This window comes from Microbacterium sp. AG238 (assembly GCF_003610405.1).
Lineage (GTDB): Bacteria > Actinomycetota > Actinomycetes > Actinomycetales > Microbacteriaceae > Microbacterium.
This window is the reverse complement of the sequence record NZ_RAQC01000001.1, coordinates 2,122,653-2,146,426: the sequence shown is the minus strand read 5'-3', so window position 1 is coordinate 2,146,426 and position 23,774 is coordinate 2,122,653. Positions and strand designations below refer to the sequence as shown.

19 protein-coding genes are annotated in these 23,774 nt (G+C 69.3%); 9 read left to right on the top strand and 10 right to left on the bottom strand.

Annotation, left to right across the window (positions count from 1 at the left end; genetic code table 11):
* Positions 1-18: 18 nt before the first annotated feature.
* Positions 19-585, top strand: coding sequence for a manganese efflux pump MntP family protein (locus tag DEU36_RS10040; RefSeq protein WP_064955859.1), 567 nt, complete (start codon positions 19-21; stop codon positions 583-585).
* A 132-nt stretch (positions 586-717) separates the two neighbouring features.
* Here DEU36_RS10040 and DEU36_RS10035 read toward each other — a convergent pair whose 3' ends face one another.
* From DEU36_RS10035 to DEU36_RS10000, 8 genes are all read right to left on the bottom strand, one after another.
* Entirely contained in the window at positions 718-969 is a 252-nt protein-coding gene (locus DEU36_RS10035) for a DUF4287 domain-containing protein (protein ID WP_120264019.1), read from the bottom strand.
* Positions 970-1,170: 201 nt separating this feature from the next.
* A complete protein-coding gene (locus DEU36_RS10030; RefSeq protein WP_120264018.1) occupies positions 1,171-2,607 on the bottom strand; it encodes an NAD(P)/FAD-dependent oxidoreductase in 1,437 nt (478 codons plus the stop codon).
* Between the two features lie 82 nt (positions 2,608-2,689).
* Positions 2,690-5,410 (bottom strand): DUF6923 family protein, encoded by a 2,721-nt coding sequence (locus DEU36_RS10025; protein ID WP_120264017.1) that lies wholly within the window; start codon positions 5,408-5,410, stop codon positions 2,690-2,692.
* An 84-nt stretch (positions 5,411-5,494) separates the two neighbouring features.
* Positions 5,495-6,667, bottom strand: a complete 1,173-nt coding sequence (locus DEU36_RS10020) for an HTTM domain-containing protein (RefSeq protein ID WP_120264016.1) — start codon at positions 6,665-6,667, stop codon at positions 5,495-5,497.
* The gene (locus DEU36_RS10015; RefSeq protein WP_120264015.1) at positions 6,664-7,404 is read right to left on the bottom strand and encodes a DUF5819 family protein; all 741 of its coding nucleotides are present in this window, start codon (positions 7,402-7,404) and stop codon (positions 6,664-6,666) included. Before DEU36_RS10015 ends, DEU36_RS10020 begins: the two co-directional genes overlap by 4 nt.
* Positions 7,405-7,793: 389 nt before the next feature.
* The gene (locus tag DEU36_RS10010) at positions 7,794-9,140 is read right to left on the bottom strand and encodes a dihydrolipoamide acetyltransferase family protein (RefSeq protein ID WP_120264014.1); all 1,347 of its coding nucleotides are present in this window, start codon (positions 9,138-9,140) and stop codon (positions 7,794-7,796) included.
* A gap of 31 nt (positions 9,141-9,171) precedes the next feature.
* Positions 9,172-10,152: an alpha-ketoacid dehydrogenase subunit beta gene (locus DEU36_RS10005; protein ID WP_120264013.1), complete on the bottom strand. Its 981-nt coding sequence runs from the start codon at positions 10,150-10,152 to the stop codon at positions 9,172-9,174.
* Entirely contained in the window at positions 10,149-11,285 is a 1,137-nt protein-coding gene (locus tag DEU36_RS10000; RefSeq protein ID WP_120264012.1) for a thiamine pyrophosphate-dependent dehydrogenase E1 component subunit alpha, read from the bottom strand. The genes DEU36_RS10005 and DEU36_RS10000 overlap by 4 nt, the downstream gene beginning before the upstream one ends.
* Before the next feature lie 248 nt (positions 11,286-11,533).
* On the opposite strand from DEU36_RS10000, the gene DEU36_RS09995 reads away from it, so the two are divergent.
* Positions 11,534-11,980, top strand: a complete 447-nt coding sequence (locus DEU36_RS09995) for an SRPBCC family protein (RefSeq protein ID WP_120264011.1) — start codon at positions 11,534-11,536, stop codon at positions 11,978-11,980.
* Between the two features lie 165 nt (positions 11,981-12,145).
* On the opposite strand, the gene DEU36_RS09990 is transcribed toward DEU36_RS09995, so the two are convergent.
* Positions 12,146-13,741 (bottom strand): alpha-amylase family glycosyl hydrolase, encoded by a 1,596-nt coding sequence (locus tag DEU36_RS09990; protein ID WP_120264010.1) that lies wholly within the window; start codon positions 13,739-13,741, stop codon positions 12,146-12,148.
* Between the two features lie 160 nt (positions 13,742-13,901).
* Here DEU36_RS09990 and DEU36_RS09985 point away from each other — a divergent pair, with 160 nt between their 5' ends.
* The 7 genes from DEU36_RS09985 (at position 13,902) to DEU36_RS09955 (ending at position 22,539) form a co-directional block, all read left to right on the top strand.
* Positions 13,902-14,924: a LacI family DNA-binding transcriptional regulator gene (locus tag DEU36_RS09985; protein ID WP_147374380.1), complete on the top strand. Its 1,023-nt coding sequence runs from the start codon at positions 13,902-13,904 to the stop codon at positions 14,922-14,924.
* Positions 14,925-14,977: 53 nt separating this feature from the next.
* Positions 14,978-16,684 (top strand): ABC transporter substrate-binding protein, encoded by a 1,707-nt coding sequence (locus DEU36_RS09980; RefSeq protein ID WP_147374379.1) that lies wholly within the window; start codon positions 14,978-14,980, stop codon positions 16,682-16,684.
* A gap of 3 nt (positions 16,685-16,687) precedes the next feature.
* Entirely contained in the window at positions 16,688-17,674 is a 987-nt protein-coding gene (locus DEU36_RS09975) for an ABC transporter permease (RefSeq protein WP_120264007.1), read from the top strand.
* A 17-nt stretch (positions 17,675-17,691) separates the two neighbouring features.
* Positions 17,692-18,690 (top strand): ABC transporter permease, encoded by a 999-nt coding sequence (locus DEU36_RS09970; RefSeq protein ID WP_259455301.1) that lies wholly within the window; start codon positions 17,692-17,694, stop codon positions 18,688-18,690.
* Positions 18,687-20,393: an ABC transporter ATP-binding protein gene (locus DEU36_RS09965; protein ID WP_120264006.1), complete on the top strand. Its 1,707-nt coding sequence runs from the start codon at positions 18,687-18,689 to the stop codon at positions 20,391-20,393. Before DEU36_RS09970 ends, DEU36_RS09965 begins: the two co-directional genes overlap by 4 nt.
* Entirely contained in the window at positions 20,390-21,712 is a 1,323-nt protein-coding gene (locus tag DEU36_RS09960) for a glucoamylase family protein (protein ID WP_120264005.1), read from the top strand. Before DEU36_RS09965 ends, DEU36_RS09960 begins: the two co-directional genes overlap by 4 nt.
* A 320-nt stretch (positions 21,713-22,032) precedes the next feature.
* On the top strand, positions 22,033-22,539 hold the full coding sequence (locus DEU36_RS09955) for a DUF1990 family protein (RefSeq protein WP_120264004.1): 507 nt from the start codon (positions 22,033-22,035) through the stop codon (positions 22,537-22,539).
* A gap of 118 nt (positions 22,540-22,657) precedes the next feature.
* Here the strand turns inward: DEU36_RS09955 and DEU36_RS09950 are convergent, their stop codons facing one another.
* Entirely contained in the window at positions 22,658-23,722 is a 1,065-nt protein-coding gene (locus tag DEU36_RS09950; RefSeq protein ID WP_120264003.1) for a histidinol-phosphate transaminase, read from the bottom strand.
* Positions 23,723-23,774 lie beyond the last annotated feature (52 nt).

The following is a 23,774-nucleotide window of genomic DNA, read 5'->3' as shown; positions in this document are numbered from 1 at the left end:
CCGCTTCGAGGAGGAGCCATGTCGCCCTGGGCGCTGTTCATCCTGGCCGTCGGCGTCTCCGCTGATGCGTTCGCCGTGGCTCTCGGAAAGGGACTGCAGTTGCGTGCCCACGTGGTGCGGGGCGCCCTGCTCATCGCCGGCGCCTTCGGCCTCGCGCAGGCGGTGATGCCGCTGATCGGCTGGCTGCTGGGCAGCACGTTCGCCGAGGCGATCGCCCCGTTCGACCACTGGATCGCCTTCGGCCTCCTCGCCGCTATCGGCGCCAAGATGCTGTGGGAGGCGTTCCGTCCCGACGAGGACGACGCGGATGCCGCATCCGGCCTCTCCGCTCGCGAGATCGTGCTGCTCGCCCTCGCGACGAGCATCGACGCCCTCGCCGTCGGCCTGTCGTTCGCATTCCTCGACGTGCCGCTGTGGATCGCGGTCGTCTCGATCGGCCTCGTCACGTTCGCGCTGTCGTTCGTCGCGGTGCTGATCGGCCACCGCATCGGCACGCGCTGGCGCAAGCCCGCCGAGATCATCGGGGGCATCGTGCTCATCGGCATCGGCACGCAGATCCTCATCGAGCACCTGGTCGCCGGCTGACTCCGCGCGGGTCGCGGTCGCGAGCCTCGGAGAATCACGCGAACCTCGGATCTTTGCGCGCGAACAGTCCGAGGTTCGCGACATCCTCCGAAGCACGGATGCCGGGGCGCGTGAGCGCCGGAGCGAGGCGGGTCAGCCCGCGAGCTTCGCCTTCACGTACGCGACCACGGCGTTCGCGTGACCGTGGCCGAGTCCGTGCTCGGTCTTGAGCGACTCGACCACCTGCATGTGCGACATCCCGGTCGAGAGCTGATCGGCTGCGATGTCGAGCCAGTGCTGGATCGGCAGCCCGTACGTCTTCTCGATGCTCGGGAAGTACGACGCCGGCCCCTTCGGCTTGTTCGCGGGATCGATGTCCGGAGCGGGGACGCGCGACGCACTCATGCGCCGAGGCTACCGCCGACCCGCGCTGCCGCGGGCGAGGAGTTTTTGCGAAGTCTCGTCACGAAACGGGTGGGCGGGCATCTCTTCGGTAGGTCGCGAGACCTGTCCGGCACTCCCCGTCGGGCCCCTGCCGGCCCCCAACCGGTGGGGAACCGTGTAGCGAGAGGGGGAGCGACTTCGGCCGATCCCCCTCTCGTGACGTCACGCCGACGCGGAACGCGCTCGAGGCCTCGCGTCCGCCAGCGCGCGATGGGCCGCGTTGTAGCCGCACATCCCGTGCACACCCGGCCCCGGCGGAGTGGCCGCCGAGCACAGGTAGACGCCGGGAACCCGGACGTCGTAGGGCGATGCCGCCGCTGCCGGGCCGAGGAGCAGCTGGCCGAGCGTCTTCGCCCCGGTGAGGATGTCGCCGCCGACGAAATTCGCGTTGTCGCGTGCGAGATCGCCTGTCGAGTAGCTGCGTTGCGCCACGATTCGGGAACGGAAACCGGGGGCGTAACGCTCGATCTGGCGGATGATGGCCGCCGTCGCGTCACCCGTGTATCCCTGCGGGACATGGGCGTAGGCGTACACGGGCGCCAGGCGGCCGACGCGGCGTGTCGGGTCGGCGACATCCTGCTGTCCGACGAGCACGAATGGCCGCTCGGGCATGCGGCCGCGCGAGGTCTCGGCCTCGGCCCGTGCGATCTCGGCGGCCGTTCCGCCGACGTGCACCGTTCCGGCGCGCGACACGTCCGGGTTGGTCCAGGGCACCCCGTCTTCGACGACGAAGTCGACCTTGAACGCGCCAGGTCCGCTCGTGAACCGCCGAAGACGGGTTTTACTCCAGCGCGGAAGAGCATCGCCGACGATGCCCTCGACCTGCGTGGGATGTACATCGAGCATCAGGATGTCGTGGGGTGGCAGCTCCGCCCGGCTGCGAACCCGATGCCCGGTGACGAAGGTGACGCCGCGTTCCCGCAGCGAGGCGACGATGGCATCGGTGAGCTTCGAGGTACCCCCGACCACCACGGGCCACCCGACACCGTGAGCGGCGGTGAGAAGCGCGGCCGCCACCGCCCCCGCGAAGGGGCGTGAGAAGGGCTGGAACGAGTGAGCGGCGATCCCGGCGTACAGCGCTGCGGCGGGTTCAGAGGTCAGCAGCCGCGCGATCAGACTCGGCGGCGGAGCTGCGACCATTCCGAACCGGGCGAAGAGAAGGGGATGCCGCGGAATATGGAGCGGCGGTTCGAAGAGTTCCGGGGCGAGGGCATCGAAGCGGCGTGCCGGGGCGCCGAAGAGGCGACCCCACGCGGGTGCGCCGAGGCCGTGCACGGTCATCTCCACCGATCGGTGCAGCAGTGCGGTGCGGCCGCCCTCGAGCGGATGAGCGACCTCGATCGACGCTTTGCCCCACTGCACATCCGGCGCAAGCTCGGCGATGTAGGGCGAGATGAGCGCGAGCGGATGCACAGCGGCGCAGTGGTCTTGGACGATCCCCGGGATCAGCGGCTCGGCCGCGCGGGCGCCGCCGCCCAGCACATCGTTCGCCTCGTAGACCGTCACGGCGTAGCCGGCCCGGTTGAGGACGTGGGCGGCGGCGAGCCCGTTGGGGCCGCTGCCGACGACGACGGCGGTGCCTTGCGCGACAGCGGCCATGGCTGTGCACCTCTCTGGAAAGTAGGGAAGGTGGGGCGGGGCCCGAAGGCTCCCGCCCCACCCTTGGAATGGTACGAGGGGATTACTCCGCCTCGACCTCCCGGTTCTTGCGGCGTCCGAAGACGGCAGCGAGCACGCCCAGGAGAGTCAGCATCGTTGCACCGATGCCGATACCCATGGCAGCCGCCGTGTCGCCTCCAGTACGCGCGAGCGAGCCGTCGGACTTGCTCGACGCGCTGTTGCTCGACGCCTGAGCGCCGGGGTCGGTGCCGTTGTCGGCCGAGGCCGACGTCTCAGCGCCGGGGTCAACCGAAGCCGAGTTCTCAGCGCCCGGATCGACCGACGCAGACGCCGAAGCGTTCACGTTGGTGTTCGGGTCAGCCGAGGAGTCAGCATCAGCCTGGAACTGCACCGAAGCATCCGTCGACGAGCTCGACGTTGCCGCCGCCTTCGCCGCCGACGAGGCGTCAGACTCTGCCGCGACCGACGCGTCAGCGTTGGTCTTGTCAGAGTTATCAGCCTGCGCGGCCGGGCTCGCCGAGACCTGAGCGGCAGCAGACGGGTCCGAAGACACATCAGCCGACGCCGCACTCGACGCATCCGGGTTAGCAGCAGCCTTCGCTGCAGCCTCCGCGTTCGGGGTTGCCGCAGCCGACGCAGCCGACTCAGCATCCGGGGTCGCTGCAGCCTGAGCCGCCGCCTGAGCGGACGGGTTGCTGTTGTCATCAGCCTTCGCCGACGCCGACGCAGACGCCGAAGCGTTCACGTTGGTGTTCGGGTCAGCCGAGGAGTCAGCATCAGCCTGGAACTGCACCGAAGCATCCGTCGACGAGTTCGACGTTGCCGCCGCCTTCGCCGCCGACGAGGCGTCAGACTCTGCCGCGACCGACGCGTCAGCGTTGGTCTTGTCAGAGTTATCAGCCTGCGCGGCCGGGCTAGCCGAGACCTGAGCGGCAGCAGACGGGTCCGAAGACACATCAGCCGACGCCGCACTCGACGCATCCGGGTTAGCAGCAGCCTTCGCTGCAGCCTCCGCGTTCGGGGTTGCCGCAGCCGACGCAGCCGACTCAGCATCCGGGGTCGCTGCAGCCTGAGCCGCCGCCTGAGCGGACGGGTTGCTGTTGTCATCAGCCTTCGCCGAAGCCGACGCAGACGCCGAAGCGTTCACGTTGCTCTGGGGCTCCTCGACCGGGGTCTTCGTCGAGTCCTCGGGCGACTCGACGTTGCCGGGCTCGCCGGGCTGTCCCGGGGGCACGTTGCCCGTCGCGAGGGCGGTGTTCTCGACCGAACCCTTCTTAGCGTCGTCGGCAGTGATCACGTACGGCTCGGTCGACTCGCACTCAGCCGACTGGCCGGGCGCGAGAGCGATCGGGTCGCAGCTGACGCCGACGCCGGCGTTCTGCAGGAACTCGTCGCGGATCGCAATGTTCTCGATGTTCGCGATTCCGGTGTTGGTGACCTTGAACCGCCAGAAGATCTGGTCGCCCGGGTCGGTGATGCCGTTGTTATTCGTGTCGACGACCTTCGAGACCTCCTTGTCGAGGTTCAGACGTGCGGTCACAACCCGCGCACAGTCGGTGGAGGACGTGTTGTTCCCGTAGTCGGGGTCATCCTCCATGCCCACCAGCTCGGCCGTGTTCGTCACACAGCCGCTGATGTCGTTCGCGGCCGTGACGCGGACGCGGAAATCGATCTTCTCGCCGGCTCCGACCTCACCGCCGTTGATGAGCAGAGTCTCCCGGCCGTCTGCGCCCGTCTGGGTGGTCAGCGTGACACCCGGGCTGTCGACCAGGATCGCGTTGCTCAGCCCCGCGGGGAGCACGTCCTTGAGGAACCAGCCTCCCGACGGGGAACTGCCGACGTTGCTCACCGTGAACGAGTACTCGAACGACTCACCGGGCATGAACTCCACCGGGCCGGTCTTCTTCAGCGCGATGTCAGCCGGGTCACCGAAGTTGTAGGCCCCATCGTTGTCGATAGTGGAGTTCGCCGTCCCCACGCCTATCACTTCAGCGACCTGTGAGCCGGCGACACGTACATGCACGACCCTGCCGGAGGCGTTGTCGACAAACCCGAGCAACCCGGATCCCGTCACCCAGGCAGCACCGTAGTTACTCGTCCCGCCCGTCCGGAGTCCCGGCGCGTCGATCCTCGTCACAGTGTTGCTGGATACGTCATAGCGCAGCAGGTACCCACCCGAACTCGCCGACCAGAAGTAGCCGTCCGCGTAGACAAGATCGTTCGGGCTGTCGTTTCGCACAGTCCCCGAGAAGGTGTGGGTCTCCTGCGCACCCGTTGCGAGGTCGATCGAGGCGATGACCGTTCCACCGGTCGAGTAGAACCACAACTTCCCGTCGTGGTATTCCATGCCCGACCAGCCCGTCACATTCGGTGCGACGGGTCCGGTCAGCCCGGCCACTCGGGTCGCCACACCACCCTGACCGATGCGATAGAGCGGGTCGCGCACCGCGGTGCCCGGGTAGAGCGTCGCATAGATGAAGCCGTCATCCGGGTTGAAAGCCATCGTCGACAGGTCGCCCGGCTGGACGGAACCCAATCGGTCGAAGCTGTACTGTCCCGATGTCGGCGAGTATTTGACGTCAAAGAGCGAACCGGCGGATGTCCGGTTCGATTGCAGGAGCCATACCTGACTCTTGTCGGTGGGCCACGGGTCACCCGCAGCCGCATTGGCCGCGGTCGCCGCACCCATCACGGCGAGGCTGATGACAGCCGCCCCCGCGCCGACCGTCAGCGCTCTGCGCTTCCAACGCCCCGGCGGGCGTGCATGTTGCTCATTCGTCATTCTGAGCGTTCTCCTTTGTTATCGGAAGTACCGGTGTCCCGGTGCTCTTCCCCCAATACGCCGACCGGCCGAGCCGGACGGCGGTCACCGCGAGCCCGCTCCCACGAGCTGCGCGGAGTCTGTGTGGTCCTGGGCTTCGGCCGCGGAGGGATCGACGTCCTCGGTCGTGGCAGGCATGCGCTGAACCTGGAGTTCTCCCCCTCCGGGACTCGATGCGGCCGCACGCCACTTCTCCGTGAATGTCTGAGCGATTCCCGCCCAAGACCGGTCGCGGATGAAGATCGCATCGATCGCGACCATCGTCAGCGAGAACCAGGGCAGGCCCATGAGCACGGCGATTCCGATGTGGAAGCCGAGCATTCCGAACAGCGCGATCAGTCGGGTCGGGCGCGTCAGCAGCATGAACGGGAACCCCGCTTGCAGGAACAGCGTGCCGAGTGTCAGGAAGGCGACAGCCGGCCCCCAGGCCATGAAGAAGTCCGACAACGCGGGCCAGGTGCCGAAACGCGCCGTCTCGAGCGGGTGATAGATCGCCCAGCCCTCACGCCAGGGTGCGCCGCCGGCCTTGAACAGGGCGCCCGAGGTGTACACGAAGATGACCTGTGCGGCCAGAGCGACGAGCGTGAGGTTGTGCGCGACGATGCCGATCTGACGCGGCGCGGATCCATCGCGGAACCACTCGCCCTTGCGTGCCCGACGGCGAGCGTCGAGCGACCACCGCGCGGCAGGGTCAGCGAAGAAGAGCAGGATCATCGCGATGCGGAACATGTTGTCGCCCTGGTCGCCGACCATGTCGTTGGCCTCGATGAAACCGACCCAGAGGCAGAAGAACACCGGAAGCACGACGCGGAATCGCCAGCCGAGGATGAACAGGATGCTCAGGCCGATCAGCGCGACGTAGAGCGTGGAGTAGGCCAGGTCGTTGCCCATGGCGTTGTGGAATGACGAGAAGAGCCAGATCTTCGGAAAGTCGCTGAGCGGGTCCGCCATCTCGCGGTTCCAGGCGGAGCCCGAGCCGAACGAGTAGTAGCGGGTGTTGAAGTTCGTCAGCAGCAGTCCGAGTCCGGTGAGGCCGAACAGGATGCGGGTCACGGCCAGGCCGTAGAGCGCCTTCTTCGAGTCATGAAGCCAGTGGTTCGCGGCCGAGAACGTGCGGGTCGCGGCGACAGTCGTGGTCTGTGCGAACTGCGCGATGAGCGAGCCGACGAAGGTGAGGATGCGGGGCGTCGCCGTAGCGTTCGAGTCGGTGGTGCTCATCGGTTCAGGCCCTTCAGGTAGGTCTCGTACTGCGACCGGAACACCTCGGCGAAGCGGTCTTCGTTCTGTCCCGGCTCGGTGAACACCTCGCGCCAGCCCGGGCGGATGACGGTCGGGTCGGGGCGCTGAGCGTTCGGGTTGTTGCGCTCGGCGAACGGCACGACGTTCTGGCGGCTCACGCGGAACTGAACCGCGGTGACGTCGTCTCCCCAGATCGCGTGGGCGACCTGGGTCGCATAAGCGGTCGCCATGCGGTCGTCGCCGACGTAGGCGTCGGGATCGACCTCGTCGTCAGCACTCTCGAGCTCGGCCGACAGCGTCGACAGCCACTCGTCACCCATGTGGTTCTCGAGGGTCAGCGCGCGCTGGCTCTCGGACAGCCCGTCCCACGACTTCTTGAAGGTGCTCGCGAGTTCCTCGGCCTGGATGCCGGCCCGCGGCGGGAACAGGTTGTTCTTCACCATGGAGAGCTCGACATCGGTCGCGCTCACCCAGCCGGTCTCGGACTCGTTACCCGCGTCATCGGTCACGAGGGCGCGAACGTTGAAGTGATAGTCGCCGTTGATCGGCTCGGGCGCGAACACACTCCACGACTGACCGAACAGCGGCAGCATGTACGAGCTGAGCGCGTTCTCGGGAGGGAGCTGGCGCAGCGCCGAGGGCGGATAGATCCACAAGAACGAGGCGAAGACGTGCCACGCCGTCAACAGCACCAGTGCCGTCGAGACGATGCGCACCGTCCATCGTGTCGACGCCTTGGCGTCTCCGTCGTTTCTCGCGGGCGTCGGCCTCCACCGCGCCGATGGCATTGTCCTGGTCATTTCTCTCCCCGTGTACGTGGTCTCGGGGGCGTCCGTGAATGCGCCCTGACTTCGAGACCGCTGCGACGACGGATCGTGACGCGGAATGCGGGAAGTTTTTCGTCAGCACGGCGCGGGGCATCCGTGATCGCGGTTTCGGCGTCACGATCCGGGCGCGACGACGTGCCCCCCATGGGTCGACAGCTACCGCTTCGTCATCGACGAGCGGTACCGGACCTCACCCCGCGGGGATTCCCTCCCACGCCGAAGGGGGGAGCGTGATCACGCTCCCCCCTTCGCAGGTCTCCGACGACGTACCGGCGGAATCAGTCCAGCAGCAGTGCGGGTTCCTCCAAGACGGATGCCACGTCGGCGATGAACCGGCTCATGCCGTCGCCGTCCACGACGCGGTGATCGAACGAGCCCGACACTGTGGTGACGAAGCGAGGACGCACCTCGCCGTCGACGACCCACGGCTTCTGCCGGATGGTGCCCATCGCGACGATGCCCGACTCGCCCGGGTTGATGATCGGGGTGCCGGCATCCATGCCGAACACGCCGATGTTCGTGATCGTGATCGTGCCGCCCTGCTGCTCGGCGGGCGAGGTCTTGCCCTCACGCGCGGTGAGCGTCAGCTTCTCGAGTGCGCGGGCGAGACCGCGCATGTTCAGGTCTTGGGCGTCCTTGATGTTCGGCACGAGCAGGCCGCGCGGAGTCGCCGCCGCGATGCCGAGGTTGACGTAATGACGCACCCGGATCTCAGCGCCGTTCTCGGTCTCGACCCACGCCGCGTTCACCATGGGCGTGCGGCGCACCGCCCACACGACGGCACGCGCCATGATCAGCAGCGGTGAGACCTTGATGTCGGCGAAGTCGGGCGACGCCTTCATCCGCTTGACGAGTTCCATGGTGCGTGTCGCGTCGACGTCGGTCCACACCGACACGTGCGGTGCGGTGTGCGCGGAGTCGACCATGTGCTTGGCCGTGACCTTGCGCACGCCCTTGACCGGGATCGTCTCCTCGCGGTCGTCGGTCGGCCCGGCCGAGACGACCGCCGGCGGAACCGGGATGGTCTGCTCGCGCACCTCGGGTCGGGCAGGCGTCTGGAGGTTGCGGAAGACGGATGCCTGCGACGCGTGGTTGACGACGTCCTCACGCGTCACCTCACCCGCAGCCCCCGTCGGCGTGACCGACGCCAGGTCGACGCCGAGGTCGCGCGCGAGTTTGCGGATCGGGGGCTTCGCCACGACGCCCACGGCTGCGCGGGCCGGTGGCTCGGCCGGCTTGCGGCGACGCGACTGCACCTGACCGGCCCCGCCGTACCCGACGAGGACCGATCCGTTCTCCTCCGATGCGTCGCCTGCGGCGGCCGGCTTCTCAGCAGGGGTCTCGCCGTGCTCGGAGTTGCCGCTCGCGGCATCCGCGCCCCCGGCCGCGCCCGCGATCGTGATGATCGCAGCACCCACCTCGACAGTGGTGCCTTCGTCGACGAGCAGCTCGCCGACCGTGCCCGAGAACGGCGACGGCAGTTCGACGAGCGATTTGGCGGTCTCGATCTCGACGAGGACGTCGTTGACCGCGACCTCGTCGCCGGCGGCCACGCGCCACTGCACGATCTCGGCCTCGGTGAGGCCTTCGCCGACGTCCGGCAGATGGAAGGTCTGGGTGCTCATGAGGGAATCCTCTCGCAGGCGCGTCGGGTGGTCAGTAGGCGAGGGCGCGGTCGACGGCCTCGAGGATGCGGTCGGCGTCGGGGAGGTACGCGCCCTCGAGCTTCGCGGCCGGGAACGGGACGTCGAAGCCCGACACCCGCAGCACGGGAGCCTCGAGCGAGAAGAACGCCTGCTCGGTCACGGTCGCGGCGATCTCGGATCCCAGCGACGTGAACCCGGGTGCCTCCTGCCCGTAGACCATGCGTCCGGTGCGCCGCACCGAGTCGAGGATCGGGCCGTAATCGACGGGCGACAGCGAGCGCAGGTCGACGACCTCGCACGACACGCCCTCGCTCTCGGCGAGCGCGGCAGCCTGCAACAGCACCGTCACCATCGCACCGTGACCCACGAGCGTGACGTCGGTTCCGCGGCGGACCACGCGCGAGGCGTGCAGCGGCAGTGCCCGCGCGGCGAGATCGACCTCGCCCTTGGTCCAGTAGCGCGACTTCGGCTCGAGGAAGACGATCGGGTCGTTCGAGGAGATGGCGTCCTGGATCATCCAGTACGCGTCGTTCGGCGTCGAGGGCGACACGACCCGCAGACCCGGGGTGTGCGTGAAGTACGCCTCCGGGCTCTCCTGGTGGTGCTCGACGGCGCCGATGTGCCCGCCGTAGGGAATCCGGATGACGACGGGGAACGACATCCGTCCATCGTGCCGGTTCGTGAGCTTCGCGAGCTGCGTCGTGATCTGGTCGAAGGCGGGGAAGACGAATCCGTCGAACTGGATCTCGCACACCGGTCGGAAGCCGGCCATCGCGAGTCCGATCGCGGTTCCGACGATGCCCGACTCGGCGAGGGGCGTGTCGAGCACGCGCCGGTCGCCGAACTCGGCCTGCAGACCCTCGGTGACGCGGAACACGCCCCCGAGGCGGCCGATGTCCTCACCCATCATCAGCACGTGGTCATCGCCCTGCATCGCGGCGCGCATGCCCGCGTTGAGCGCCTTGCTGAACGGCAGCGTCTCGACGCTCATGCGCGTCCCTCCTCGAAGGATGCCTCGTAGTCGGCGAGCCACTTCCGCTGCCGATCGACGAGGGGGTGCTGCTCGCTGTAGACGTGAGCGAACATGCTGTCGGCCTCGGGAGCGGTGAGCTGGTTCGTGCGGACCCGGACGTCGTCGGCATAGGCCGCAGCCGCAGCATCCACGTCGTCGAAGAAGGATGCGGCGGCGCCGCGGCTCTCGAGATAGGCGCGCATCCGGGCGATCGGGTCGCGCCGCGCCCAGAAGGCCTCTTCGTCGCTCGTGCGGTACTTCGTCGGGTCGTCGCTCGTCGTGTGCGCACCCATGCGGTAGGTCAGCGCCTCGATCGCACGGGGCCCCTCACCGGAGCGGGCCTCGTCGAGGGCGAGCTTGGTGACGGCATAGCTGGCGAGCACATCGTTGCCGTCGACACGGATCGACGGCATCCCGTAGCCGGCGCCGCGGCGCACGAGCGGGACCTTGGACTGCGTCGAGACCGGCACCGAGATCGCCCAGTGGTTGTTCTGCAGGAAGAAGACCTGCGGGGTGTTGTAGCTCGTGGCGAAGACCATCGCCTCGTGCACGTCGCCCTGGCTCGAGGCGCCGTCGCCGTAGTAGACGATGACCGCTTCGTCGCGCTCGGGGTCGCCCGTGCCGGTGCGCCCGTCGAAGACCATCCCCATGCCGTAGCCCGAGGCGTGCAGCGTCTGCGAGCCGAGCACGAGCGTGTAGATGTGGGTGTTGCCGTTGCGGGGGTCGGTCGGGTCCCACCCGCCGTGGGTGAGGCCGCGCATGAGCCGGATGATGTCGATCGGGTCGACGCCGCGGATCGTGCAGACCACATGCTCGCGGTACGACGGGAAGAGGTGGTCCTGGGGCCGGGTCGCCCGCGCGGAACCGACCTGAGCGGCCTCCTGGCCGAACGACGGAGGCCAGAGCGCGAGCTGCCCCTGACGCTGCAGGTTCGTGGCCTGGCGGTCGAAAGCCCGCACCGTCACCATGTCGCGGTAGAACGTCTCGAGCTCCGTGTCGGCGAGCGCCTCGATCACCGGCAGGTAGCGTTCGGCTTCGGGCGACGGGTCGAGTGAGCCGTCGGCCGCGAGGACGCGGACGAGAGCGGGATCGAGTTCAGCTTCGTCGGTCACCCTCCCACGCTAACGCCCCCGGTATGACCCGATCTGCATGCGGTCGACAACGGATGCCGCGATTCGCGGTCGACACGGCACAACCCGGGGTGGGTTGGTGGGGGTGGGGTGGGGTGGGCGTGGCGCGGATGCAAGGGATCGTGGCCGACACCCCGGGGCGACGGCATCCGAGTCGGGGTGTCGCACTGGATCCCTTGCATCGCGGTGCGACGGGCGCGAGCGGGCGGGGGGGGGGGGAGGATCGGCGGATGACGTCGTCATTCGAGATCGTGACGCGCGCCGCGGTATCGGCGGAGGCGCTGTTCGACGCGTCGCGTGACATCGGGGCGCACGTCGCCTCGATGCGCGGCACCGGCGAGCGCGCGATCGATGGTGTGACGAGCGGCCTGATCGGGCTCGACGAAACGGTGACCTGGCGGGCATGGCATTTCGGCATCCCGTTCCGGATGACGTCGCGGGTCACGGCACTCGACCGCCCGCTCCGCTTCGTCGACGAGCAGGTCTCCGGGCCGTTCCGCGTGTTCCGGCACGAGCACCTCTATGTCGAGCGCGACGGGATGACGATCATGACCGACCGCGTGACCCTCGCCTCGCCCGTTCTCGGCCGACTCGCCGAACGCCTCGTGCTCGTGCCCTATCTGCGCCGCCTGCTCACCCGCCGGGCCGAGCATCTGGTGACATCCGTCTCGGGCTGATCGCCGCGCCGCGTCCGGCCACCCGGTGCCGCCCGCGCCGCGCGCACACCGCGATACAAGGGATCACGACCGACACCCCGGGCCGGCGGCATCCGCACCGGGGTGTTGCCGTCGATTCCTTGCATCCGCGCACGGGCACCCACACCCCCCACCACGCCGGGCCGGTCAGCGGCCGAGGTCGATCACGGCCGCGCCGAAGGGCTCGAGGCGCAGGGTCGTGCCCTCGACACGCGCCCCGAACGACAGGAGAGGGATGCCGCGGCCACCGAGCGCCACGTCGCAGGGCCGGTCGGCCGGATTGAGCGCGACCAGAAGCGACCCTCCCCGCCGGTACACGAAGGGGTAGCCGGTCGATTCGACCGTCACGTCGGCCCGCGCCGACAGTCGGGGATCGCCCCGCCGCAGCGCGATCGCTTCACGTAGGAAGTGCAGGAGGGATGCCGGGTCATGCAGCTGCCGCGCCACGGTCGGGGCGTCCGGGGCCGGGTCGGCGGGCAGGTACCTCGACTCGTGGGCGCGCTGCCCGAGAATCTCCACCGTTCCCCAGGCCATCGGCGTGCGCGATCCCGCTCGCTCGTACGTCGGCCCGAGCGACGACCCCTCGAGAGGGCCGACGCCCGGCAGGTAGCGCATGCCGATCTCGTCGCCGTAGTAGATCGAGGGCATCGCCGGCCAGGTCAGCACGAGCAGCAGCGCCGCGCGGGCCTGCCGCGCATCGCGGTCGCCGCTGACCATGCGCGTGAAGTCGTGGTTCGCCGTCGGCAGCCCGACGATCCCCCGGCTGCCGGCCTCACGGATGGCATCGCGCGCCTCGGACCACGCCTCGACGAAGTCTGCCGCGTCGCCTCGACCGGCGGCGTCGGCCCACGCGTCGCGGGCGGGCCATGCCTCGTGGACGGTGCCCGAGCCGTTCTCGAACAGCGACTTCAGCGGCATCCCGTCGAAGTCGCCGCCGAACTGCAGGAAGAAGTCGACGTCGAATCCCGCGGGCACCGCTCGTGCCGGGTCGCCCCACTCGGAGATGAGGATGCGGCCCGGGTGCGTGCGGTCGAGACGACGGTGCACGTCGTGCCAGAGCTTCGCGGTCTCGACGTGTCCGGGATCGTCCTTCACGAGCGACGCGGCCATGTCGACGCGGAATCCCGCGACACCGCGGTCGTACCACCGCCGGATGATGTCGACGAGGGCATCTCGGTTGCGCGATGGCCCGGGTGCATCGACGGCCTGACGCCACGGCTCGTCCGGATGAGGCCGGGCGTAGCCGAAGTTCAGCGCGGGCTGGAAGTGGAAGAAGTTCGGCTTGTAGAACCCGCGGTCCCCGCGCGGCACCGGCACGAATCCGTCTGCGGCCACGGGGCTGAAGACGTACCGGTCACCCTCCGGGTCACCGTCGACGGGCGCGGCCAGCGCGTCGCCGAACCACACGTGCTCGTCCGAGGTGTGACCCGCCACGAGGTCGAGCACGATCCCGATGCCCCGCCGCTCGGCCTCGGCGAGGAGCCGGTCCATCGCCGCGTCGCCGCCGTACCGGTCGGCCACACGGTCGAAGTCGGCGACGTCGTACCCGGCGTCGCGGAAGGGCGAGACGAAGACGGGGTTGAGCCACACGGCATCGACGCCGAGCCAGGCGAGGTAATCCAGTCGCGCCGCGACACCGTCGAGATCGCCGATGCCGTTGCCGTCAGCGTCGGCGAAGCTCTGCGGATACGCCTGATACAGGACGAGGCGGTCGAGGCGATCGGCCAGGGGAACGAGGGTCATGACGCTGCTCCTTCGCAGGTTTTCTCGATGCAAGGCTTGATGTAACCGGTTACACGGAGGTACAGTCCCCAATGTATCCGGTTACATCGCCGGATCACAGAGCAACCCGGCACCAGACACCAGCACCCGCACCCGACACGACGAAGTGAGGTGGGCCCGCGTGGCTTCCGATTCCCCCGCCGTTCGCCCGACCATCCGCGACATCGCCCGCGAGGCCGGGGTGTCGGTCGCGACCGTCTCGCGCGTCACGCACGACGATCCGCGCGTCGTCGCCGAAACGAAACAACGCGTCCAGGCCGCGATCGACCGGTTGGGATACCGCCCCTCGGCTCTCGGCCGCGCCCTGTCGTATCAGCGCACGAACACTCTCGGCATCGTGCTGCCCGGACTCGGCGGCCCCTACTTCGCCCAGCTCATCGAGGGCGCCGAGTCGGTGGCGGTCGAGCGCGGCGTCGTCATCAACGTCGTCGGAACCCACCTGCGGCCCGACGCCGCCGGGGCCGTGCGCCAACTCGCCGAACGCACCGACGGACTCATCATCGCCGGCGGCACGCTGCCGTCCGACGAGGTCGCCGCGCTCGCACGCTCGGGCCGAGTGATCGTCGTCGCCGGCGAGGCCGACGAGGCAGCGACCGTGGTGACCGACGGCCGCGCGGCCGCCGCCGAGCTCACCGGCCACCTCGCCGACGTGCACGGGTACCGCCGCATGCGCTTCGTCGGTGAGCCCTCGGGGTCACCCGACACGGCGTGGCGTTACGAGGGCTTCCGCGACGCTCTCGAGCAGCGCGGTCTCGCCGAGGCGGGTGAGCCCGTCCGGCTCGGCCTCGACGTGCGCAGCGGCGCGGTCGCCGCCCGGATGCTGCACGATGACGCGGATCTGCCCGATGCTCTCGTCTGCGCCAACGACGAGCTCGCGATCGGCATGCTGGCCACACTGCCGGGCCTCGGCCACCGCATCCCGGCGGATGTCGCGGTCACGGGCTTCGACGACCAGGCTCTCGCCGGCATCGCCTCGCCGCGCCTGACGACGGTGCACCAGCCGATCGCCGAGCTCGGCGCTCGCGCAGCGGCCGGTGCGCTGGGCGACGACATCCGATCGCACACCGTCCTGCCGACCCGACTGGTCGTGCGGGAGTCGTGCGGCTGCGCGCCGGAATCGACGCCGGAGGCGATGCCCGACTGAGAACGCGACCGGTCGAGGAGCGACCGGCCTCACAGAGGAACGAGGAGGTTCCGATGAGAAGACGCAGAGGACTGGCGGCGGGAGCGATCGCCCTGACCGCGCTGCTCGCGACATCCGCGTGCGCGAATGTCGGCCTCGAGCCCGCACCCGAAGCCCCGCCGGGCTTCATCGACGAGCTGCGGATGCCGTCCGAGGCCGGCGGGTCGGTGCAGGGACTGCTCAACTACAACTGGCTCTCCCCCAACGCGACGGTTCAGACCTGGCTCTTCGAGCCGCTCATGATCCGAGACCGATTCACCTGCGAGGCCGTGCCCTGGCTCGCCACCGACTACGAGTGGGAACGCCCCGACCGCCTCGTGCTGACCCTGCGCGAGGGCGTGGAGTGGAGCGATGGCGAGCCCTTCACCGCTGACGACGTCGTGTACACCTTCATGGCGGGCAAGGAGTTCCCCGCCGCCGACAAGTCGGGCCTGTGGGGCGACTTCTTCGGCGCTCCCGCCGAGAGCGTCACCGCGGCCGACGACCACACCGTCGTCTTCGACTTCGCGGGTGCCGCGGTGCCGAAGACCGACGCCATCCTGCAGAACACCAAGATCCTGCCCGAGCACATCTACGCCGCGCAGGGCGATCCGACCCTGTTCGTCGACGAGCAGGGCGTGGGCACCGGCCCGTTCACCCCCGAGTCCTACAACGGGCGCCGCCTCGTGCTCGAGCGCAACGAGAACTACTGGAACGCCGACGAGGTCCGCGTCCAGCGCCTCTCGCTCGAGGGCCAGTACGACGCGAACTCCGGGGCACTGAAGCTCCGCAGCGGCGCGCTCGACCTCTACCGCGGCGACATCCCCAACCCCAACCGCTCGGTGGTGGCGCCCGACCCCGAGAACGCGCATTTCTTCTACCCGCCCGACGCCATCACCGCCCTCGTGCTCAACAACGAGCGCCCGGTGCTCAACGACCCGAGATTCCGCGAGGCCTTCGCCTACGCGCTCGATCGCGAGGCGCTCAGCCAGCGCGCGAGCTTCGGCATCATGGAGCCGGCGAGCCAGACGATGCTGCTCCTCCCCTTCCAGGAGCAGGCGGTGCCCGAGCAGTGGCGGGGCAAGGAGTTCATCCCCTACGACCCCGCGCGGGCGAACGAGATGCTGGATGCCGCCGGCTACGAGCGCGGGCCCGACGGGCTCCGCGTCGACGAGAACGGCGAGCCGCTGTCGTTCGTCTTCAGCGTGCAGGCCGGGTGGATGGACGTCATCGCCATGGCGGATGTCGTCGCCCGCAACGCCGCCGACGTCGGCATCTCGGTGCGCATGGTCACGACCGATCCCAACGCGATCGAGGGGATGCAGAAGGCCGGCGACTTCGACATGACGGTCGACTTCATCAGCGGCGGATGCCAGCGGGCGCGCGACCTCGGCGCGAAGCTGCAGGCCTCGCAGATCTCGACCGAGCAGGAGCTTCTGCTGAACCGCGCCCGCTACGTCAACCCGGAGATCGACGCTCTCATCGCCGAGTGGACCAACACCACCGACGAGAGCCGCACCGCCGAGATCGAAGCCCGGATCATCGACATCTTCATGACCGAGTTCCCCTACATCGCGCTGCAGTACGCGCCGAACCGGCTCATCTACCGCACGAACAACGCCGTCGGATGGCCGAGCGAAGACAACCCGTATCCGGTCGACCAGCTCATCCGCGTCCTCCCGAACCTGCGCCCGCCGGGAGAGGCGGATGCCGGCGGGGCGGATGCCGGCGGGGAGGACTGAGCCATGGCCTACTACGCCCGCAAGACCGGCTACTTCCTGCTCACTCTCTGGGCCGCGATCACGCTGAACTTCATCATCCCCCGGCTCCAGCCCGGCGATCCGGCCGAGATCATGGTCCGTCAGCTCAACGGCCAGGGCGAGATCGATCCGGCCCAGGTGGCCGCCGTGAAGGCGATGCTCGGCTACTCGAACGACAACGTCTTCATCGCGTACGGCGACTATCTGCGACAGCTCGCGTCGTTCGACCTCGGCACGTCGTTCACATACTTCCCGTACCCCGTCGCCGACGTCATCGGCCAGGCGCTGCCGTGGACGCTCGTTCTCGTCGGCATCACCCAGATCCTCTCGTTCGTGCTGGGCACGCTGCTCGGGGCGATCGCCGCGTGGCGGCGCAACAGCCGTTTCGACGCGACGATCTCGGTCGGCTCGACCTTCGTCGGCAACCTGCAGTCCGTGTGGATCGGTCTCATCGTCCTGTTCGTCTTCGCGTACACGCTCGGTTGGTTCCCGGCATCCGGCGGCTACGGCTACACGACCCCGGGGCTCTCCCCGATCCACATCGCCGACGTCGTCTCGCATGGGTTCCTCCCGGCGCTGACGCTGATGGTCACGGCTCCGATCGGCTTCATCCTGTCGATGCGGAACACCATGGTGCAGGTGCTCGGCGAGGACTACATCCGCCTCGGCGCAGCCGCCGGACTGAAGGAGCGCACCCTCGCCCTCGGCTATGCGGCTCGGAACGCGCTGCTCCCGGTCATCACGGGGTTCGCGTTGTCGCTGGGTGTGCTCATGGGCGGCTCGATCCTCATCGAGACGGTCTTCGACTACCCCGGCATGGGGCGCCTCATGGGCGAGGCGACCTCGAACCGCGACTTCCCCCTCATGCAGGCCATCCTGCTGGCGACGATCGTCATCGTGCTGACGGCGAACTTCATCGTCGACCTCCTCTACCCCCTCATCGACCCCCGGGCCCGCCGGGCCAAGGCGTGAAAGGCAGGTGACGAACGATGTCCGATGAGACCCCCATCCCCCAGCCGGCCTCGATGCCGCAACCGGCGCGAACCGAACCGATGCGCACCGAGCCCGTCCGCACCTTCCGGCGGCGCGTGACCGACGAGGATGCATCGACCAAAGAGATCGTGGCGGTCGTCCGACCCGCCCGGTGGTACGCCGTCATCTGGTCGAGCAGGAAGGCGCGCGTGGGCATCGTGATGCTCGTGGTGTTCCTGCTCGTCGCGGTGTTCGCCGATCTCCTCTCGCCGTACCGACCGAACGACGCGACCTTCGCGCCGTCGCAGGATCCGAGCTGGACCCACTGGATGGGCACGAACACGCTCGGCTACGACATCTGGACGCAGCTCGTCCACGGCACCCGCCTCTCGTTCGCGATCGGGGTGCTCGGAGGACTCGCCACGATCGTCATCGCGATCGTGGTCGGGCTGCTCGCCGGCTACCGCGAGGGCGGGCTGCTCGACGACATCCTGTCGTTCCTGACGAACCTGGCCCTGGTGATCCCGGTGCTCCCGCTGATGATGGTCATCGTCGCGTACAGCGAGACGCGCGGGCTCGGTCTCCTCGTCTTCGTGATCGCGATCACCAGCTGGGCGGGCGCATCGCGCGAGATGCGATCGCTCATCATCTCGATGCGCAACCGCGATTACGTCACCGCCGCGCGGTTCGGCGGCGACGGGATGCTGCGCATCGTGTTCCGGGAGATCATGCCGAACATGTCATCGCTGATCGTCTCGGGCTTCATCGGGGCCGCGACCGCCGCGATCGCCGCCGAGGCCGGCCTGTCGTTCATGGGCTTCGGCGATCCCAACACCGTCAGCTGGGGTCAGATGCTCGCTCAGGCCAACGCCAACGGCGCGCTCGTTCAGGGCCTCTGGGTCTGGCTGGTCGCGCCCGGCGTCATGCTCGCGCTCCTCATGACGTCGCTGACGTTCGTGAACTTCGGCGTCGACATGCTCAGCAACCCGCACCTTCGCGAAGAGGAGAAGTCATGAGCCCGACATCCGATCCGAGCGCGGCGCCCGTGCTCGATGTGTCCGACCTGTCGGTGCAGTACCGGCCGAAGCTCGGCGCCACGCTCGACGCGGTCAAGCGGGTGTCGCTGCGCGTCGCACCCGGCGAGTTCGTGGGACTCGCCGGCGAATCGGGCTCGGGCAAGACGACGTTCGCACAGGCCGTGCTGCGCCTGCTGCGGAGCCCGGGGCACATCACCGGCGGCTCGATCCGATGGGGCGATCGCGACGTCACGGCACTCGCCGACGACGAGCTGCGCCCGTTGCGCTGGTCGTACGTGTCGACGGTGTTCCAGTCGAGCATGAACTCGCTCAACCCGGTCGTGCGCGTCCGGAAGATGTTCGAGGACATCCTCGCCGAGCACACCGGGGCGGGCACAGCGGCTGCGCGGGCACGCGCGGAGGAGCTGTTCGACCTCGTCAGCGTCGACGCCCGGTTTCTCGACATGTACCCGCACGAGCTGTCGGGCGGCATGAAGCAGCGGGTGAACCTCGCCCTCGCGCTCGCGCTCAAGCCGAAACTGGTGCTGTTCGACGAGCCCACCACGGGGCTCGACGTCGTGGTTCAGAAGTCGATCCTCGACAAGATCCGTGAGCTGCAGGAACGCGAGCGATTCGGTGCGATCCTCATCACCCACGACATGGGCACGCTCCTCGACTTCGCCGACCGCGTCGCCGTCATGTACGAGGGCGAGATCGTCGAAGACATGAGCGCGCAGGATGCCGTGACCACGGGCCCGCGGCATCCGTATTCCATCCACCTCGTCGGGTCGTACGCCGAGCTGCTCGGCGAGGACGTCGCCGGGTACACCGGAGCCGAGCTCGAAGCGCCCGTCGAGGTGTCGCAGGAGGCTCCGGTCGAGCACGCCCCCGTCATCGACGTCGAGAACCTCCACCGCCGGTTCTCGAAGCGGCAGGGGCTGCGGACGGAGCATGTGGATGCCGTGAAGGACGTCTCATTCACGCTGCGCGAGGGCGAGGTGACGGCGCTGGTGGGCCAGTCGGGCTCGGGAAAGTCGACGATCGCGCGCATCCTCACCCGCATCGACGATCCGACTTCGGGCTCGGTGCGCTACTACGGACAGAAAGACGGCGAGGCGCACGACATCACGACGCTCCACGGCCGGATAGCGCGCGAGTATCGGCGCAACGTGCAGTACGTGTTCCAGGATCCGTACGCCGCACTCAACCCGACGCTCACCGTGGGGTACTCGCTGTCGCGACCGCTCGCGAACTTCCTGCACGTCGGGCGTCGCGAGGCCGTGGAGCGGTCGGCGAGCCTGCTCGAACAGGTCGGCCTGACCCCGGCGGGCCGGTACCTCGGGCGTCTCCCGCACGAGCTCTCGGGCGGCCAACGTCAGCGCGTCGTCATCGCCCGCGCCCTCGCCGCCGAGCCGCGACTCGTCGTCGCCGACGAACCGATCGCGAGCCTCGACGTGTCGATCCGTGCCGAGATCCTCGAGGTGCTGCAGTCGCTCGTCGCCGACCACGGCGTCGGGATGCTGTACATCACCCATGACCTGCTCTCGGCCAAGAGCCTCGCCAACCACGCGCTCGTGCTCCGAGGCGGCGAGCTCATCGAGGCGGGGCCGGCCGACCAGGTCATCGACAACCCGCAGGCCGAGTACACCCGACAGCTGCTCGATGCCATCCCCAACCCGTTCGAGAGAAGGACCGCCGCGTGACCGACACTGAGCTTCCTGGCATTGGGCTTCCTGGCACTGGGCTTCCTGTTGGTGAGCTTCCCGCGGACATCCGCGAGCTCACCGAGCGCGAGGTCGACGCATCGATCCGGTGGCTGTGGGCGCACGCGACCGCTGGTCTCGACAGCCCCGGTTGCGGACTCGTGCTCGACCGCGACGACCTGCCGGGGGTCGCGACCGTCGCGGCGACCGGCTTCGCCCTGGCGGCCTGGTGCGTCGGCGTCGAGCGCGGCATCCTCGACCGCGGCGACGTCCGCGACCGGGCCGCCGCGACACTGCGCACCCTGGAACAGTCGGTGCCGCAACGCGGCGGGTTCCTCGCGCATTTCGTCGACGCGGCCACCGGCGAGCGCCAAGGCCGATCGGAGTACTCCACGATCGACACGACGCTCGCGCTCTGCGGCGCCGCGGTGGCGGCATCCTTCTTCGCCGGCGACGGCGACGCCGGACGGGAGATCGGCGAGCGCACCGAGCGCCTGCTGCAGCGCATCGACTGGCCGTGGATCATCGACGACTCGGGCGACCGGACCGTCGTGCGGATGGCGTGGGTCGCCGACCGCGAGGACGATTACGCCGACGGCGCCGATGAGGCCGGATTCGTGAGCGCCTGGTCGATGACCGCCGAGCAGCTGCCCATGTACCTCCTCGCTGCCGGCCACGAGTCGGTGTCGCCCGAACTCGCGCGCGCGCTGTGGCGGGGGTTCGACAAGCCCGTGGGATCGTACGGCGGGCACGAGTGCGTGCACGAGCCGGCCGGAACCCTGTTCACGTACCACTTTCCCCTCGCGTTCTACCCGTTCCAGCGGGTGCGCGACCTCGACGGGCGTGACTGGTGGGCGAACGCTCGTGAGGCGTCGTTGGCCTCGCGCGCGTGGTGCGCAGACCAGGCGGGACGATGGAAGACCTTCGACGCTGGACTCTGGGGTCCGGCGGCGGGCCTCGGCCCGGGCGGGTACGTCGTCAACGGGGCGCGCCCCGCGCTGCGCGAGCCGCACGCCGACGGCACGGTGCCGCCCGTCTCGCTCTTCGGGGCGCTCGCCCTCGCGCCCGATGAGGTGGCGCCCGCACTGCGGGTGCTGCGCGATGAGCACCCGGGCGCGTGGAACGATTGGGGCGCAACCGACGGAGTCAACCTCGACGGCGACGAACCCTGGTACGCCGAGCCCCGATACGGGCTCAACAAGGGGGCAACCGCGCTGCTCGGCGCCGCGGCACTCGGCTCGACGCTCGTGTGGGACGCATTCTCACGGCATCCCTGGATCGCACGAGGCGCTGACAAGCTGGGCTTCACCCCGGCCTAGGTCGCTGGTCGTCGCGACTCGCGTGAGCTGACACCTCGCGCCCCCACGGGCCGCGGCCAAGGGCGCGAACTGCCAAGCGAACGCCGCCGAGCGACGGGGGGTCTTTCTGACCTGGCACTTCCCGCCCACACCGCCCCCCGATACGGGCACTACCCGCCAAGCGAACCCCACCCAGCCGCGGGCGCCTCGCGAACCAGGCCCTCGCGCCGCGACGCAAGTGATGATGACCGACACCCTGCGGCAGCGGCATCCGTGCGGGGTGTCTCGTCGATTCCCTTGTATCCGCGCACAGCCGGAGAGGCGGGTGGGATGCTGGACGCATGAGCCTGCCGCACCGCGATGAGTGGAACGCCGATGGGCAAGGCTTCCGCCGGTTCGAGCGGACCGTGCGCGTGGGTACGGGCGATGCCGCCTGGCGACGAGCCCGCACCGACCTGCTCGCCTGGCGGGTCAAGACGCGCAGCGGATTCCGGGTGGTCCCCGATGTTCCCCCCACTGTGAACGGGCGACACTGGCTCGAGATCGGATTCGGGCCGCTCACCCTCCGCGAGCCGGTCGAGGTGGTCGCGTTCGTCGACGAGCCCGACCGCGTGGGGTACGTCTACCTCGCGCTGCCCGGCCATCCCCTCGAGGGAGAGGAGACGTTCCTCATCACGCGACGCGGCGACGAGGTGCTCTTCACCCTGCGGTCACTCTCGCGACCGGCGCCGACGTGGTTCTGGCGGCTGGCCTATCCCGCCGTCCGCGTGGCGCAGGCGATCGTGCGCACGCGCTACCTCAGCGCGCTCCGGCGCGGCGACCGCTCCGCCGGCCCGCTGAGCCGCTGAGTCACTGAGCCGCGACGCAAGGGATCGTGGCCGACACCCCGCGTGGACGGCATCCGTCGCGGCGTGTCGAGCCAGAACTGTTGCATCCCGGCACGTGGCTCCCCCGCGACGTGCCGGGTCAGCCGACGACGGATGCCGCGGCCGCGACGATCCGCTCGATCGACTCCTCCTCGCCCACCGAGATGCGCACTCCGTCGCCGGCGAACGCCCGGACGATCAGGCCCGCCGCGTCGAAGGCCTCCGCGATCTCGAGCGCCCGCTCGCCCGCGGGCAGCCAGACGAAGTTGCCCTGCGCGACCGGGACGTCCCAGCCGGCCTCGCGCAACCGGTCGGCGAGCGCGTCGCGGCGCACGGCGATGTGACGCACCCGTTCGAGCAGCTCGTCCTCGGCGTCGAGGCTCGCGAGCGCGGCTTCCTCGGCCTGGGCCGTGACCGAGAGCGGGATGCCGGTGCTGCGGGCCGCGTCGAGGATGCGGTGGTCGCCGATGGCGTATCCGACGCGAAGTCCGGCGAGTCCGTACGCCTTCGAGAAGGTGCGCAGCACCACCACGTTGGCGTGGCCGGCGGCGAGCACGGCGGCGCCGGTGACGGCATCCGGATCGGTGACGAACTCGGCGTAGGCCTCGTCGAGGACGATGAGGACGTCGGAGCGGACGCGCGCGACGAACGCGTCGAAGGCCGCCTGGCTGACGACGGGCCCGGTCGGGTTGTTGGGGCTGCAGACGATGATCATCCGCGTGCGGTCGGTGACGGCATCCGCCATCGCGTCGAGATCGTGTCCGGCGTCAGCGGCCAGCGGCACGGCGACGGCGGTCGCTCCGGCGACGGTCGCGAGCCCCGGGTACGCCTCGAACGACCGCCAGGCGAACATGATCTCGTCTCCCGGGCCGCTCGTGGCCGACGCGAGCTGGTACAGGATCGACACCGATCCGGCGGCCACGTGCACACCATCGGGCGCGACCGCGTAACGGTCTGCGAGCCGCGAGCGCAGGCGGCCCGCCGAGGCGTCGGGGTACCGGTTGAACGTGGTCGCCGCGCGCACGGCCTCGACGACGCCGGGCAGCGGGTCGAAGGGGTTCTCGTTGCTCGACAGCTTGAAAGCGTCGGCTGAGGCCTGACGGCCCTGGCGGTATGCGGGCAGGGCCGCGATCTCGGGTCGGATGCGCACGGGCAGGTCGGTCACGATGCGAGTCTACGGATGCCGTCACGCCGATCGGATGACGCACGGGGGCGGC